Genomic DNA, 14,637 nt, shown 5'->3' with positions numbered 1-14,637 from the left:
AAAGGGGCTTCCATTTTGACGGAGAGAGTGTCGGGCCATTGATGCAATCTTTCAATGATTTTTTTTCCGAACATTTTCAAATAAATATGTATTTTTTCTTGTTGTATTAGTAGAGGGTGGTTCCTCTGTTCGTAATGATAGTAACTTATTGAAATATATATTTAAAGGAAGAACAGCAAGTTGCTTGAAGAGGAGCCGGTCCGCACATTATCTGGTGCATTTGGTGCTTTCTTCCCTTGAGCGACATTTTTGCCTCATGGTTATCCACATTTGTTTCGTATAGTTGCTAACCATATGTAATTTAAAATAAGTTTGTAGCGTTTTTTTCTGAAACGACATTTTTTTTAAACTGAGTGGTGCATATAAAAAGGCTGCGCAGAAATCGTCTGCACAGCCTATTATTCCTTTTGCCCCGTTGAAAACTGGCTGGGAGATAATCTCAGTTATTGAGCAGCTCCCTGCCTTTGGCAATATAGGCGTTCATTTCCTTTTCCGGCACCATGCTGCCGCCCGTGCACCAGGCCAGATGGGTGGCGCTTTCCATTGTGTGGACCAGCCCGTGGCGTTCAAGATAGTCGCTGTTGTTCAGTACCCGCGCCATGCCGGGCAGTCCTGCCAAAGCCGACGGTTCCAGGCGGATGCCCTGGCTTTCTTCCATAAGGGCGAGCAGCCGGTGCAGGTTGTCGTCGCTTACGGTGTATACGCCGTCCAGCAGGTGGACCATGGTTTTGCCCACAAAGCCGGAGGGCCGTCCCACGGCCAGCCCGTCCGCGGCCGTGATGTTGTCCATGCCGAAATCCTGCACGCTGACCTGATCGTGCAGTCCGGTAAAAAGGCCCAGCAGCATGCACGGAGAATGGGTGGGTTCGGCAAAGATGCAGTGGACATTGTCGCCAAAGGCGAGCTTCAGCCCAAAGGCAACGCCTCCGGGACCGCCGCCCACGCCGCAGGGCAGATAGGCGAACAAGGGATGGTCGCCATCCACAATGATATGCATATCCTGAAGCTGTTTTTTGAGGCGCCGAGCCGCCACGGCATAGCCCAGAAACAGGTGCACGGAATTTTCATCGTCAATAAAATAGCAGCCGGGGTCGGACTCGGCCTGTTTTCTGCCCTGGGCAACGGCAAGGCTGTAGTCGGACTCGTATTCCAGAACATGCACTCCCTTGCTGCGCAACAGATCCTTTTTCCATTGTCTGGCGTCCGCAGACATGTGCACGCTGACCTGAAAGCCGAAACTCGCTCCCATGATGCCGATGGACAGGCCGAGATTGCCGGTGGAGCCCACGGCAATGGAGTGCTTGGCAAAAAATGAGCGGCATTCGTCGTTTGCCAGCCGGGAATAGTCGTCATCCAGGGAAAGGAGACCGGCTTCCAGGGCTAGGGATTCGGCATGCTGCAAGACTTCGTAGATGCCGCCGCGTGCCTTGATGGAGCCGGATATGGGCAGTTGGCTGTCGCATTTTGCCAGCAGGGTTCCCGGAAGTTCCGTGTGCAGCAGAGGGCGCATGGCCTTTTGCATGGCAGGTACCCGGCACAGGGGCGATTCGATAAGTCCTCCGGCCTGCTCGGTTTCCGGGAAGGCCAGGGCAATGTAGGGGCGGAAACGTTCCAGCCTGTCGGCCGCGTCGCGCACGTCGGATTCGCCCAGGGAAATATGGGCCATGGCCTCGGCGCACGGCTTGGTATCCGGGTTGAACCAGGAAACTTCCCGCATGGCTGTCATGTCGTTCAGAAGGGGATGTTGGTCTATCCATTGCTCGACGGTTTTACCGCCGTAAAGGGTGTTGTTCATTGGGGAAAAACTCCGCACATTGGATAATACAGGGGAAAAATTGTCATCCTGCCATTTATGGTAGGACTGTTTTGTAATTTTCACAAAATATCAATGAAAAAATCTGTAACATCCGGCAGGGCCATTCCAGCCGGCCAAACGCAAAAAGCCGCAGGCGCTGTATGTAACGCCCACGGCTGTTTTTTCGGAGTACTTCAGCAAACCGTCAGGACCGTTTTTTTCGACTCAGAACTTCCATAATCGCCTCCCTGCCCGGAATGAGGAAGATGAAGGGAAGAAGCCCGAGGAATAGGCAGCCGAACACAACGGAAACATCGTTGTAGGCAAGCATTGTGGCCTGCCGTACCAGCTCCTTTTCCATCATGGCTATGGAGAGGCGGGATGCCGCCACGGCATTCAGTCCCAAATCGCGCAGCATGTCTGCCAGAGAAGCCTGATAGGCCTGTGTGGTCTGGCTGAAATTGCTGATGTGGCTTGCCAGGTACATTCTGTGGGCGGTTATTCCCCGGTCCAGCAAGGTGGCGGCCAGGGCGTATCCCAAATTGCCGCCAATGCGTCGGCTCAGGGTGTACAGGGCGGATGCGTCGGTCATGTTTTTTCTTTCGGTGGTGCTCAAGGAAACCGTGCTGAGCGGCACGAACATGAAGGGCATGCCGATACCCATGATGACCAGCGTTGGCATCAGATTCCAGAACCCCGCCTGAATGCTCAACCGGGCCAGACCGTAGTAGGAGATGGATATCATGGCGATGCCGAAGAAAAGCAGCGGCCGGGCGCCCACCTTCTGGAACATCCAGCCCGAAACAGGCATGAAGAGCAAGAGGGAGATGGACCGGGGAGCCAGGACAAGACCGGACTGGAACGCGGGGTAGCCGAGCAGCTGCTGTGTGAACTGGGGCAGGATGAAGGTGGTGCCGAAGAGCGACACGCCGAATATGAGCCCTATGACCGCACCCAGGGCCAGGTTTTTGTCCTTGAGTATGCGCAGGTTCACTATGGGTTCTTTGCAGCGCAGTTCCCAGATTATGAGCGCCAGGAACGAGAGAACCGTAATGGCCGTGAACACCCGTATCTGCGTGGATTCGAACCAGTTCTTGTCCTGGCCGCGTTCCAGGACGATCTGCATGGTGGTGAGGCTGACCGCAAGCAGGGCGATGCCCAGCCCGTCAATGGATTTGACGCCGCGCCGCAGATAGTCGGGATCGAAAATGAACCTGGCTATGAGCAGGATGCCGATGATGCAGATGGGGATGTTGATGTAGAAAATCCAGGGCCAGCCATAGGTATCCGTGAGCCATCCGCCAAAGGTGGGGCCAAGGGCCGGGGCAAGCACAACGCCCATGCCGAAGATGGACATTGCCATGCCTTGTTGGTCCAGGGGAAAGGTCTCGCGCAAAATGGCCTGGGAAAGGGGAATGAGCGATCCGCCGCCTATTCCCTGGATGACCCTGTAGATGATCATCTGGGTAAAGGTGGTGGCTGTTCCGCACAGTATGGAGCCTATGGTGAAGAGTGTGAACGACACCAGCAGCAGTTTTTTGCGGCCTATGAGCGTACACCACCAGCCCGACATGGTCACCATGATGATTTCGGCAATGGTGTAGGCGGTTGCCACCCAGGTGATGGAGGAGAGGTCCTGGCCGAAGCTGCCTATCATGTGGGGCAGGGCCACGTTCACCACACTGGTGTCCATAACGGCCATGAAAGAGCCCATCAGCATTGTCAGGGCTATGGTCCACCGTTCCGCCGGAGACATGGCCTCCGGGTCTTTGAATCCGGCCATGGCTACGATCCCGATTCCATCTGGGCCAGGGTTTTGTTTTCCCCATTTGAGAGGTCTGCAGTGGAAAGGTTTGCAGTCGAGAGGTCCACGGTGGGGATGACCGACATTCCGGGGGCCAGCAGGTATTTGTTCATGGCCTCGTTTGTTTCGAGCACGATCTTGACCGGTACGCGCTGGACCACCTTGATGTAGTTTCCTGCCGCATTTTCAGGAGGGAGCAGGGTGAAGCGGGAGCCGGTGCCGCGCTGGATGCTGTCCACCCTGCCGCTGAAGACAACGTCGGGGTAGGTGTCCACTTCCACATCCACATGCTGCCCGGCCCGCATCTTGGAAAGCTGGGTTTCCTTGAAATTTGCCACCACCCAGATTTCATCCTCCACAATGGAAAACATGTTCTGCCCGGCCCGGACATAGGCTCCAGCCTCCACGGACTTTTTGGTTACATGGCCGCTACAGGGTGCGGTGATGCGGGTGTAGGAAAGGTTCAGACGGGCCTGTTCTACTTCGGCCGTGGCGCGCTGCAGGTCGGCAGTGCGTTCTTCCATCTGGGCCTGGACCTGAAGCAGGGTGTTCTGCGCGGCTTCCACCGCGGCCTTGGCCTGGAGAATTTTCGCCATATGGGTATCCACAAGCCGTTTTGCCGAGTTCATCTTGGCGCGGCTCATGGCTTCCGTGGCTGCCGCGTGGTCCAGTTCCTGGCGGCTGACCGCTCCTGCGGCTTCGATTTTTTTGATGCGTTGCAGGTCGGTGGCGTCGCGCGTGAACTGGGCTTCGTTTTCCGTCACATCCGCCTTTACCTGGGCCAGGGAGGCCTTTTGCGAGGCAAGGTCGGCCAGGCGTTGCTGCAGCACGCTCTTTGTCGTGGACGTGTCGGCCCTGGCAGCTTCCACCGCGGCTTCGGCAGCCCTTTTTTTGGCTTGGGCAATGTTCAGGTCGGCTTCGTAATCGCGCGGGTCTATTTCCACCAGAAGCTGGCCCTTGGTCACTTTCTGGTTGTCTTGCACAAGTACCTTATTCACATGGCCGTCCACGCGCGGGCTCATGGCCACCACATGCGATTCCAGAAAGGCATCGTCCGTGGATTCGTGCGATACGGCGTAGGTATACAAGGGGATGGCCGCGGCTGCCAATGCAACCACCACAACCAGGGCAAGCAGCCCCAGCTTTTTTTTCATTTTTCTTTTTTTGGAAGGCGTCGTGTTTATATCTTTGGCAGGTATGTCGTTCATGGTATCCTCTGCGTTTTGTCGGCTAAAAAACTTGAAGCTCCGGTGCTGATAGAGCAGGGGCTGTTTTACAGCTCCTGGCAACACTGGCCGGGTATCACCTGGCAATATGAGGCGATGATGTCGTTAAAAAAGTTGGAACAGGACTGTCAGGCAGACAAACCCTTGAGAATGAAATCTCTGGAGTGTTCGTAAATAGTGGTTGAATCAACATCGTTGAGGGGAAAAAGGCTTACGGAACGGATCATTCCGGGCACATACTGTGCTGTAATCGCCGGATTTGTATCTTTGAATTCTCCGTTTTTCACGCCGAACCGGATGACCGATTCAACAAGACTGCGAAGTTCCTTTCGTTTTTGGGCACAGTCTTCCATGCCGTTCAAATCCACCACTGCTCCCCGCAACAGCTCGGTTATGGTGTAGTTTCCATATATGCGTTTCACCAGTTCCCTGATGATTATGGACATTTGTTCCCTGGCAGACTGCTGTTTTTCCCCGAGCATTTGTTTTATTTCTTCCACAAGCCCGGATAATTCCCGGAATACAACGGAGAGGTAGAGTTCGTCCTTGCTGGTGAAATACAGATACAGCGTGCCTTTGCCCACGGAGGCCATGGTTGCGATGTCGCTGAGAAGGACCTTGTGGAATGGCTGGGTTGCAAAAAGTTCGGCTGCCGCGTTCAGAATGCGCGTTCTTTTTTCTTCGGAATATTTGGACATGACTTTAAAATAATAATGAGTTCGGGTTGTTAAAATAAAAACTGACTGGTCAGTACTAAGTGGGGTCGGTTAAATAAGCACTCGCCGGAGCAATGTCAAAAACTGACTCCGGGTTTTATGAATCATCCCTTTCCCGCAGCGTCGGCCGGTCTTGTGAAATTGACGGTATTTCACCATATTTTAATTTATTCGATTTATTGTTTCGTGATACGGAGAAAGTCGTCCTCCAGGTGGTACATGGAGGGGTAGAACTGGAACGCCATAGATGGAGCGGTCTTATGACAAATTTTGAACAGCTTATTGTTCAGAACATTCTGCAAAGCCTTCCTGTGGGCCTGGCTGTCATCAATCCGGAAGGAGAGATCGTAGTGGCCAATGCAGCGCTTTGCGATACGCTTGGGTATGAGCGCGAGGAACTGGTCAGCACGGGGTGGGGGCTGCTTTTCTTCCATGCGGACAAAAATATAGAGTTCAACCAGGTGCTCATAGACGTCATACGCGAAGAAAAAATGCATCTGGTACGCAGCGTCTATTACGAACGGCCCGACGGCACCAGGCTGCGCCTTTCCATCACCTCCTCTTTTTTGCGGGACGGGGATTCGGTGGCCGGAATAGTCCTCCTGATGCAGGACACCACGGAGAAGCACAACATGCATCTGCGTGAGAAAAGAGTATTGGAAGAGCGTTCCCGCATCCGGGAGGAACGTGGGGAAGGACTGCGCAAACTCGCCCTTTCCGTGGCCCACCAGATACGCAATCCGGTTATGGGAATAGGTGGGCTGGCCGGACTTGCCAGCCGCAAGGCTGTGGATACCCCCTCCATTGTCCACTATCTGGACGGGATACGGGAGGAATGTCTGAAGCTGGAACAGATTGTCGGGGCGGTAAGTCGTTTTGCCTCCCTCCCCCAACCCACGCCCCGGCGTATGAGCGTTGCCGGTGTAGTGGAGGACGCCCGTCTCTTTCTGGAGGAAAAGGCCGCCGAACTGGGGCTGGAGTTCGAGTGGAAAAAGGATGTGGACATCTGCAGCGTGTTTGCCGATTCCCAACTGCTGGAATCCGCCCTGCATGAACTCCTGGTCAATGCCCTGGAATCGGGCCGGGAGATTCCCGTGCGCGGCAAGGGAGGGGAATCCACCCACACCTATGAAAAGGTGGCCATTTCCGTAACCGTCCACAATGACGATGATAAATGGACGTATTTTACCGTGCAGGACAATGGCCGGGGAATTGCGGAGGAAAATATTCCCTATCTTTTCGATCCCTTTTATACGACAAAAACTGTAGGAGTAGGCATGGGGTTGGCGGTAGTCCGTCGCATCGTCACGGAACTGGGGGGCAACATCCAGGTGCAGAGCATACCTGGCAAGGGGGCCAGCTTTGTTATCAAGCTTCCTTCGCACGACCCGGAATCCGATGCCTGCCCCGTGGATGGTTCAAGTGACGCTGATACAAAAATCTCGCTCTAGCATTTTGGTTTCTGATGTTTCCACTTGTCCATCCCTTTGGGCATTGCATGCATTTTGATTTTTTTCAGGTATTCCTATGGTAGGACGCACAGCTGGAAAATTGGCTTCTTCAAGGGGACCGCATCCCTTGGGACTGCTTCTGTTCGCAGTTGCCGCCATTATGCTCACTTCCGGAGCGGCCATTATTGTGCTGCATCTTATCCATCCGGGCCTGGAACTGGAATTTTCGGAAATAGCCGTTACCTCTCTGCTTGCCGGGGTCATGATCATACCGCTGCTGTACCTTCGGCTGTACCTGCCGCTTTACCGCGTCAGCCAGGAAGGCAAGGAGGCCAAAGAGGCCCTGCGTCTTTCCGACGAACGGCTCAGCACCATTGTTGAAGGCTCGGACCAGGCCTTGTGGGAATGGGAAATAAAGACGGATAGTATCCATTTTTTGTACGGACTGCCCCGGAGCTTTGGGTTTTCCAGGGATGTAAAACGGTTCAATTCCAATGACATTCTGGCGAGAATCCATCCAGAGGACAGACAGCGCTCGATAGATTCCATAGAAAGCTATCTGGCCCAGGGAGGCCAGGGCTGGGAACTGGAAATGAGGCTGCGCGCCCTGAACGGAAATTGGATATGGATTCTGTCCCGTGGCCGTGCTTCCCGGCGTGATGAAAACGGCAAGGTTCTGCGCGTTACCGGAACCATTTTCGACATCAGCAGCCGGGTACGTCTGGAAGAACGCATCCGCGACAGTGAAAAGAAATTCAGCGCCCTGTTCCACAATTCCAATGACGGCATCCTGATTATAGACAGGGATTGGAATATTTACGAAGCCAACAGCAAGTTTTTGGAGTTTACAGGCTACACTCGCACCGAATTGGAGAATATGCAGGTTCCGGATCTGCATCCGGCCCATTCCATGGGCGAAGCCATCCGCGCTCTCGAAATCATCCTCCAGCGGGGATGGGTCAACTTCGAGATCTATTATCTCACCAAAACCGGGGATCTCTTTTTAGCCGACGTTTCGGCCAGCATGGTGGACGTTGGGGGAAAGCAGCGCATCCAATCCGTCATTCGCGACATCACGGAACGCAGGCGTATAGAACGGGAGCTGGACAGCCTGTTCAAAATGTCTTCGGACCTGTTGTGTATTTTCGGGGCAAAGGGGGAGTTGCAGCGCATCAATAACGCCTGGAGTTCCGTCCTCGGCTTCGATCTTGTGGACATCATCGGCAGAGACATGCTCTCCCTGGTGCACCCGGACGATGTGGAAACGACCATGGCGTTTCTTTCTCAGCTGAACCACGGCCAGGATGGTGTGAGTTTTGAAAATCGTTTCATCTGCAAAAACGGTACTGTAAAGTGGATTTCCTGGGTTGCCACATCCATGGTGCAGGAGCAGGTCAGCTACGGCATTGGGCGTGATATTACGGACCGCAAGCAGTTTGAGCAGACCATCATCGAATCGGAACAGATACTCCGGCAGTTTGTGGAACATACCCCGGCTGCGGTTGCCATGTTTGATGACAAACTCAATGTGCTGCAGATAAGCCGCCGTTGGGTACGCGACTATGCATTGCCCCGGGAAAAAGTGGCGGGGATGGGATTTTCCCAGGTTTTTCCGGGTACCGATGGCCGGTGGCTGCGCATCCATGAGCGTTGTCTCAAAGGCAAGGTGGAAAGGGCCGACGAAGAGGCGACCGTCATGCCCGATGGAACCACGGAATATCTGCGTTGGGAGGTCCGGCCCTGGCGCAGGGTGGACGGAAGCATTGGCGGAACAATAATGATCAGCGAAGTCGTCACCCCCAGCGTGCATGCGCGCCAGGCCATACGCGAAAACGAGGCCCGTATGCGCGGCATTCTGGAAGCTTCCGTGGATGCCATGGTCACCGTAGGAGCGACCGGGCTTATCGAATCCTTCAATCCCGCGGCCGTGCTTATGTTCGGGTACACCGAATCGGAAGTTCTCGGCCGCCCCGTCTCTTTGCTCATCTCTCCTCAATATCACGACATGTTCGAGCCTGTTTTCGATTTCAGCGTGCAAGAGGATGACAAAAATTTTGAAAACGGATTGGGGATTCTTGGAGAAACCGTGGACATGGACGCCAGGCGGAGCGATGGCTATGAGTTCCCGGCAGATATTTCCATTTCGCGCGTCAAACTGGAAAAAGGCTACATATTTTCCCTCAATATCCGGGACACCACGGAGCGGAGAAAAGTGGAACGCATGAAGAACGAATTCATCTCCACAGTCAATCACGAGCTCCGCACCCCGCTGACCTCCATCCACGCTTCCCTCGGCCTGGTCATGGGCGGTGCGGTCGGGGAAATATCGGAACAGGCCCATAGCCTTATTTCCATGGCCTTCCGCAACAGCAAACAGCTCAACAACCTCATCAACGATATCCTGGACATAGAAAAAATCGAGGCCGGGGCCCTGGAATACCATTTGTTGCCGGTAGACCTTGGGGCTGTGGTTGCAGAATCTGTGGAAAGCAGTCAGAGTTTTGCCAAGGTTCGCAATGTCTCGATACGCATTGTGGAGAATGAGCCCGGAATTGTGGTCCAGGGGGAAAGGGGACGCCTGGGCCAGGTGGTCATGAATCTTCTTTCCAATGCCATCAAGTTCACCCGGGACGGCACCGAGGTTGTTGTGGGTATTTCTGTGGAGAACACCATGGCCAAGCTTTGTGTAAAAGATCACGGCCCTGGAATTCCCAAGGATTTTGAAGACAGAATATTCCAGAAATTTGCCCAGGCGGATTCTTCCGATTCCCGCAGAAAAGGGGGAACCGGTCTGGGGCTGTCCATTGCCAAGGCCATTGTTGAAAAGCATGGTGGGAAGATAGGTTTTGAATCCACTGCTGGAAATGGAACGACGTTTTGCGTCAACATACCAATTTTTCGGGAGAATTGAGCGTGGACGATGCTTTTTTGCAAAAGATAATGATGGTTGAGGACGATGCCGATATACAAATAGTGGGACGTATGGCCTTGGAAAAGGTCGGCGGATTCACGGTCAAGGTCTGTTCTTCGGGTGTTGAGGCGCTTCAATCTGTTGGGGATTTTGCTCCGGACCTTATTCTCCTTGATGTGATGATGCCGGAAATGGACGGTCCGGCAACCTTGCAGGAACTTCGTGCCCAAGAATCCACCAAGTCCATCCCGGTAATTTTCATGACTGCCAAGGCCATGCCTCAGGAGGTTCGCAGCTACAAGAAGCTTGGAGCCCTGGATGTAATACCCAAACCTTTTGATCCCATGCAGCTGTCGGATTCCATTCGTTCCATATGGGATGCCTACCGGCAGGAGGTTTCATCGTCTTGAGTGATTTAATGGCCCAATTCCGCCAGGAGCTTGAGGAGCTGAAGAAAAAATACTCCATAGAGTTGCCCTCCAAGGTGCAGGACATTGAAAATGGCTGGAAGACCTACCTGGAAGAACCGAATGCAGAAAATATTACTGTTCTCCACAGGCTTGTCCACACCATCAAAGGTTCCAGTGCAACCTTTGGTTTCGACGAGGTAAGCAAAGCCGCCGCCACTCTGGAGACCCTGCTCAAGCCTTGGGTAAAGAGCGAGTCCCTTCCCGGCGAAGAACTGGTGCCGGAGTTTCAGGGGTTGTTGAAAACCCTCTACATCCGGGCCAGAAATGTTTCGTTGGAAGACGCTTCCGTTGTTGCCGAACCGCAGCCGAAACCTGACGAACACGAGCTGGAGCGGAGGAGAAAAACGCAGAAGCCCCTTATCTACCTGTACGAACCCAATGGAAAGATTGCCGGGGATATCGTCAGGCAGATGGCCAGTTTTTCGTACAGGGTGGAGTCTTTCACCTCCCTGAGCGATTTGGTCCACGCCTGTTCCATTGCCCCGCCAAGTGGCTTTGTTGTCGATTTTACGGGCATGTCTTCGGAAAGATTGCCGGAGATTACAAAAGATCTGCTCAACCCCGTGTGTGACGTCCATGGAAGGAAACCTCTGCTGGTTGCCGTTTCCAATGACGATTCCTTTGCCTGCAGGCTTGCGGCTGTACGCGCCGGAGCCGTTGATTTTTTTACCCTGCCGTTGGATATAGGCAATTTGGTCGATAGTTTTGAGCGCATGATTTTTTACAGGGATGACGATCCCTTCAGGATACTCATCATTGATGATGACGAGGACCTTGCCCGCCATTTCGAGCTTGTTCTCCAGGGCAGGGGCTGGCTCACCAAGACCCTGTCCAACCCCATGGACGTTTTTCTTCTGTTGTCCGAGTTTCGGCCGGACCTGATCCTCATGGACCTGTACATGCCGGATGTGAACGGCGTGGAACTGGCCGCGGTTATCCGCCAGAAAGAGGAATACGTTTCCATCCCCATCGTCTACCTTTCCATAGAGGACGATCTGGAAACCCAGCTGGAAGCCGTAGGCCCTGGCGCGGATGATTTTCTGAACAAGGGCATCCACCCGGAGCATCTCATTGTTTCGGTAGAGAGCCGCGTGCTCCGTTATAGGGAGCTGCGACGGCTGATGACCCGCGACAGCCTGACCGGGCTGCTCAATCACACCAATCTGAAGATGCGGCTGGTCATGGAAATGAACCGTGCCGTGCGCCAGGAGACAAAGCTCGCCTTTGCCATGATCGATCTGGACCACTTTAAAAAGGTCAACGATACCTACGGCCATCCGACCGGCGATTTGGTTCTCAAAAGCGTTGCCAAGCTGCTCAATCAGCGGCTGCGCAGGTCGGATGTGATAGGCAGATACGGCGGCGAGGAGTTTGGGGTGATTTTGCTGGATGTGGAATCGGCAGACGTGGTTCAGAGCCTTTTGGACGAGTTGCGGGTAAGTTTTGCCGAAATTTCCCACAACGTGGGGGACGCCCATTTCAATGTGACCCTGAGCTGCGGAGCGGCCATGTTTCCCGAGTATTCCGACCCGCAGTCCATTTCCGATGCGGCGGACAAGGCCCTGTACAAAGCCAAGAGCCATGGGCGGAACCGCGTGGTTGTCGTTTAGCGGTTGTAGCTTTGCGGACCATAAAAAAGGCCGGGAATCCCGGCCTTTTTCTTTTGTGGTGTTGTGTTTCAGCCTACGGCGTCATTCCTTCCACAATGGAGAACAACTCTTCGGACAATTTGGCCAAGTCACTGACCGCCTTGGACGATTGCACCATGGCATCCGCTGTTTCCACGGCAATGCGGTTGATATCTTCCGTGGATTTGTTGATTTCTTCGCTTGTGGCGGATTGTTGTTCCGATGCGCTGGCAATGGACTGCATTTGCAGGGCCGTGGCCTGCACCATTTTCACGATGTCGTTGAGCGCGTCGCCCGCCTGGCTGGATTGGTTGGTAATATTGGCGATTACGGATACGGCGTTTTCCATGCCGTTCAGTGTTTCCACGCTTGAGCTTTGGATGGCGCCGACCGCCTTGGTTACTTCCTTGGTGGCGTTCATGGTCTTTTCCGCCAGCTTGCGGACTTCGTCGGCAACAACGGCAAAGCCGCGGCCCGCATCACCGGCCCGGGCGGCTTCAATGGCGGCGTTGAGCGCCAGAAGGTTGGTCTGGTCGGCAATGTCCTCGATTACCTGGACAATGGCGCTGATGTCCTGCGACTGCTTGCCGAGTTCTTCCATGGTCGCCTGAACGCTCTGGAAGTCCCTGTTCACGTTGCCTATTCCGTCGATGACCTTGCCTACCACCTCTGCGCCCGTCTTTGCCGTATCCTGGGCGGTTTGGGCCAATTGCGCGGCTTCGGAAACATTGTTGGCGACTTCAAGGACCGTGGCGTTCATTTCTTCCATGGCGGTTGCGGTTTCCGCGGCCTTGGCTTTCTGTTCGTCCGCGCCGTGGCTGGACTGCTCTATCTGGGCCGAGAGTTCGGCGGAAGCCGATGCCACCTGCTGGGAAACGTCGGTGGCTCTTTCTGCGGCCTTGGCAATGGCCTTGCCCTGTTGTTCTATCTGCTTCTGCTGTTCCTTTATTTCCGTAAGGTCGATGAGGAATATGAGCACGCCCAGAGGGTTGCCTTCCAGATCGTGAATGGGGGTTCCTTCGGCATTGAGGGCGAAAGCCCTGCCATCGGCCCGTTGGTAGACGATTTCCTTGACCAGATGGCTCTTCCGGTCGATTGCTTCGTCCACCACCGTCTTTTTATTTTTCTCCCCATAGGCAAGTTCACCCAGAGACTTGCCCAGGTGTCCCTCTTCGCTTCCGCTAAGGCCCAAAACCTTCATCAGCGGCTTGTTGACGAATGTGGATTTTCCTTTCGGGTCGAAAACACCGCAGGGAATGGAAATTCCGCCCAGAACGCCCTGGGAGAAGCCGAGCTTGTTTTTGATTTCCGCGGTCATGAGGGAGACGTTCTCGGCCAGGTCCGAAAGCTCGCAATTGAACTTTCCATCCAATTTTGCGGAAAAGTCACCCTGGGCAATGTTGTTGGTGAATTCCCGGATGCTCAGAATGGGCTTCAGGACCAGGCTGCGCAACGACAGAAAAACGCTCGAGAAGATGAGAATGATCATTCCAAGGCCCACGCAGGCCAGGATGACTTCTACCCGCTGGGCTTCGGCCAAGAGGTCGGAGCTATAGGCTCCGGCCGCGAATATCCAGTTGTTGGAAGGTATTTTCTGGTAAAAGAGAATTTTATCCTTTCCATCCAGCTTGTAGTTCACCAGCCCAGAGTTTGCGCCATTCGCCATGGCCTTTTCAAACGTTTTGGGGGTTGCGCCGCTTTTTATCAGCGAAGCGTCCGGGTGGGCTATCGTATTCATGGAGGCGTCGTAGGCAAAGGCGTAGCCGTTCTCGCCAATCTTTACGGAGAGGATGGATTGTTTTGTAAATTCGGTCCAGTTCAGGCTGACGAGTACGCCGCCCAGAACTTCTCCGTCCAGCTCCATGGGCGCGGCAATGTCCACAACCCAGTTATCCGTATATTGGGATTTATGGACCTGGTCGGAAATAAAATTGCTGTTTTCCATCACTGTTTGCAGTGCGGCCGGGTCCACCCGCCTTGCTTTTTTATCTTCCTGGTCTCCATTTGCTGTTCCGGCAACCACTTTCCCCTCTTTGTCGAACAGCATTATGGAGTCGATTTCCGTATATTCGGGAAGAATATTTTTGATTTTGTCGGTTACCGTGAAGGCGATACTTGGCTGGGTAAGGGCGATTTTGAAGTCGAGACGCTTGGCAATGGACCCTGCCAGCGAGTTGGCGTTTTTCAGCTGAAGTTCGTACTGGCTGATTATCGACTTCACTTCGCGCTGCATAAGCGTTTCCGCGTTTTGTTTCGAAATTCTGGTCAGTTCGCTTGCAGTGAAGAGAACAATCGTCACGGTAGAGGCGACAATTATCAGACCAAGAATGGACATCATCCTACTGGCGATAGTTCTGAATTTAAACATGGTACAATCTTCCTAAAAGCCTTTGAGGTTGCCGGGGTGTGGTTTGGAAAAAATTCTTATGATAACATATAACATATATAAGACTCAATCAAATAGTATTATGTGGTCGGAATTTTTCCGGTCCGTCTATGAATGACGGGGTTTCCCAAGATAATGGTTCGTTTTTTTTGAAAAAATTTAATCCGCTTTACGCGAACTTGACCTTTTTCAGGGTGTTTGGCTCGGGTTGTGGGATGATTATTGGTGGATAGGTTGGCTGGTATAAAGC

The 14,637-nt window shown here is 53.6% G+C and carries 9 protein-coding genes; 4 read left to right on the top strand and 5 right to left on the bottom strand.

Features of this window, described 5'->3' with window-relative positions:
* Nucleotides 1-439: 439 nt before the first annotated feature.
* The 4 genes from ACI0FJ_RS13640 to ACI0FJ_RS13625 form a co-directional block, all read right to left on the bottom strand.
* Nucleotides 440-1,795, bottom strand: coding sequence for a D-serine ammonia-lyase (locus ACI0FJ_RS13640; protein WP_424304445.1), 1,356 nt, complete (start codon nt 1,793-1,795; stop codon nt 440-442).
* A 205-nt stretch (nt 1,796-2,000) separates the two neighbouring features.
* Nucleotides 2,001-3,578, bottom strand: a complete 1,578-nt coding sequence (locus ACI0FJ_RS13635) for a DHA2 family efflux MFS transporter permease subunit (protein ID WP_424304444.1) — start codon at nt 3,576-3,578, stop codon at nt 2,001-2,003.
* Between the two features lie 2 nt (nt 3,579-3,580).
* The gene (locus ACI0FJ_RS13630; RefSeq protein WP_424304443.1) at nt 3,581-4,807 is read right to left on the bottom strand and encodes an HlyD family secretion protein; all 1,227 of its coding nucleotides are present in this window, start codon (nt 4,805-4,807) and stop codon (nt 3,581-3,583) included.
* Nucleotides 4,808-4,953: 146 nt separating this feature from the next.
* Nucleotides 4,954-5,523: a TetR/AcrR family transcriptional regulator gene (locus tag ACI0FJ_RS13625; protein ID WP_424304442.1), complete on the bottom strand. Its 570-nt coding sequence runs from the start codon at nt 5,521-5,523 to the stop codon at nt 4,954-4,956.
* 278 nt (nt 5,524-5,801) lie between these two features.
* Here ACI0FJ_RS13625 and ACI0FJ_RS13620 point away from each other — a divergent pair, with 278 nt between their 5' ends.
* The 4 genes from ACI0FJ_RS13620 to ACI0FJ_RS13605 all read left to right on the top strand — a co-directional run bounded on the left by ACI0FJ_RS13620 (nt 5,802) and on the right by ACI0FJ_RS13605 (nt 11,983).
* Complete coding sequence (locus tag ACI0FJ_RS13620; RefSeq protein WP_424304441.1) at nt 5,802-6,992, top strand: sensor histidine kinase; 1,191 nt, start codon at nt 5,802-5,804, stop codon at nt 6,990-6,992.
* 76 nt (nt 6,993-7,068) lie between these two features.
* Complete coding sequence (locus ACI0FJ_RS13615) at nt 7,069-9,903, top strand: PAS domain-containing sensor histidine kinase (RefSeq protein WP_424304440.1); 2,835 nt, start codon at nt 7,069-7,071, stop codon at nt 9,901-9,903.
* Nucleotides 9,904-9,905: 2 nt separating this feature from the next.
* Complete coding sequence (locus tag ACI0FJ_RS13610; RefSeq protein WP_424304439.1) at nt 9,906-10,313, top strand: response regulator; 408 nt, start codon at nt 9,906-9,908, stop codon at nt 10,311-10,313.
* Nucleotides 10,310-11,983: a diguanylate cyclase gene (locus ACI0FJ_RS13605; RefSeq protein WP_424304438.1), complete on the top strand. Its 1,674-nt coding sequence runs from the start codon at nt 10,310-10,312 to the stop codon at nt 11,981-11,983. The genes ACI0FJ_RS13610 and ACI0FJ_RS13605 overlap by 4 nt, the downstream gene beginning before the upstream one ends.
* Nucleotides 11,984-12,056: 73 nt before the next feature.
* On the opposite strand, the gene ACI0FJ_RS13600 is transcribed toward ACI0FJ_RS13605, so the two are convergent.
* Nucleotides 12,057-14,369: a methyl-accepting chemotaxis protein gene (locus ACI0FJ_RS13600; RefSeq protein ID WP_424304437.1), complete on the bottom strand. Its 2,313-nt coding sequence runs from the start codon at nt 14,367-14,369 to the stop codon at nt 12,057-12,059.
* Nucleotides 14,370-14,637 lie beyond the last annotated feature (268 nt).

It is taken from the genome of Desulfovibrio sp. 7SRBS1, assembly GCF_049723905.1.
GTDB lineage: Bacteria > Desulfobacterota > Desulfovibrionia > Desulfovibrionales > Desulfovibrionaceae.
This window is presented reverse-complemented; position numbering and strand designations above follow the sequence as displayed.

What these genes read in the sequence shown, in the direction of transcription:
- ACI0FJ_RS13615 (WP_424304440.1), top strand. Translation starts at nt 7,069, where the DNA reads ATGGTAGGACGCACAGCTGGAAAATTGGCTTCTTCAAGGGGACCGCAT.
- ACI0FJ_RS13620 (WP_424304441.1), top strand. Translation starts at nt 5,802, where the DNA reads ATGACAAATTTTGAACAGCTTATTGTTCAGAACATTCTGCAAAGCCTT.
- ACI0FJ_RS13625 (WP_424304442.1), bottom strand. Translation starts at nt 5,523, where the DNA reads ATGTCCAAATATTCCGAAGAAAAAAGAACGCGCATTCTGAACGCGGCA.
- ACI0FJ_RS13635 (WP_424304444.1), bottom strand. Translation starts at nt 3,578, where the DNA reads ATGGCCGGATTCAAAGACCCGGAGGCCATGTCTCCGGCGGAACGGTGG.
- ACI0FJ_RS13600 (WP_424304437.1), bottom strand. Translation starts at nt 14,369, where the DNA reads ATGTTTAAATTCAGAACTATCGCCAGTAGGATGATGTCCATTCTTGGT.
- ACI0FJ_RS13640 (WP_424304445.1), bottom strand. Translation starts at nt 1,795, where the DNA reads ATGAACAACACCCTTTACGGCGGTAAAACCGTCGAGCAATGGATAGAC.
- ACI0FJ_RS13630 (WP_424304443.1), bottom strand. Translation starts at nt 4,807, where the DNA reads ATGAACGACATACCTGCCAAAGATATAAACACGACGCCTTCCAAAAAA.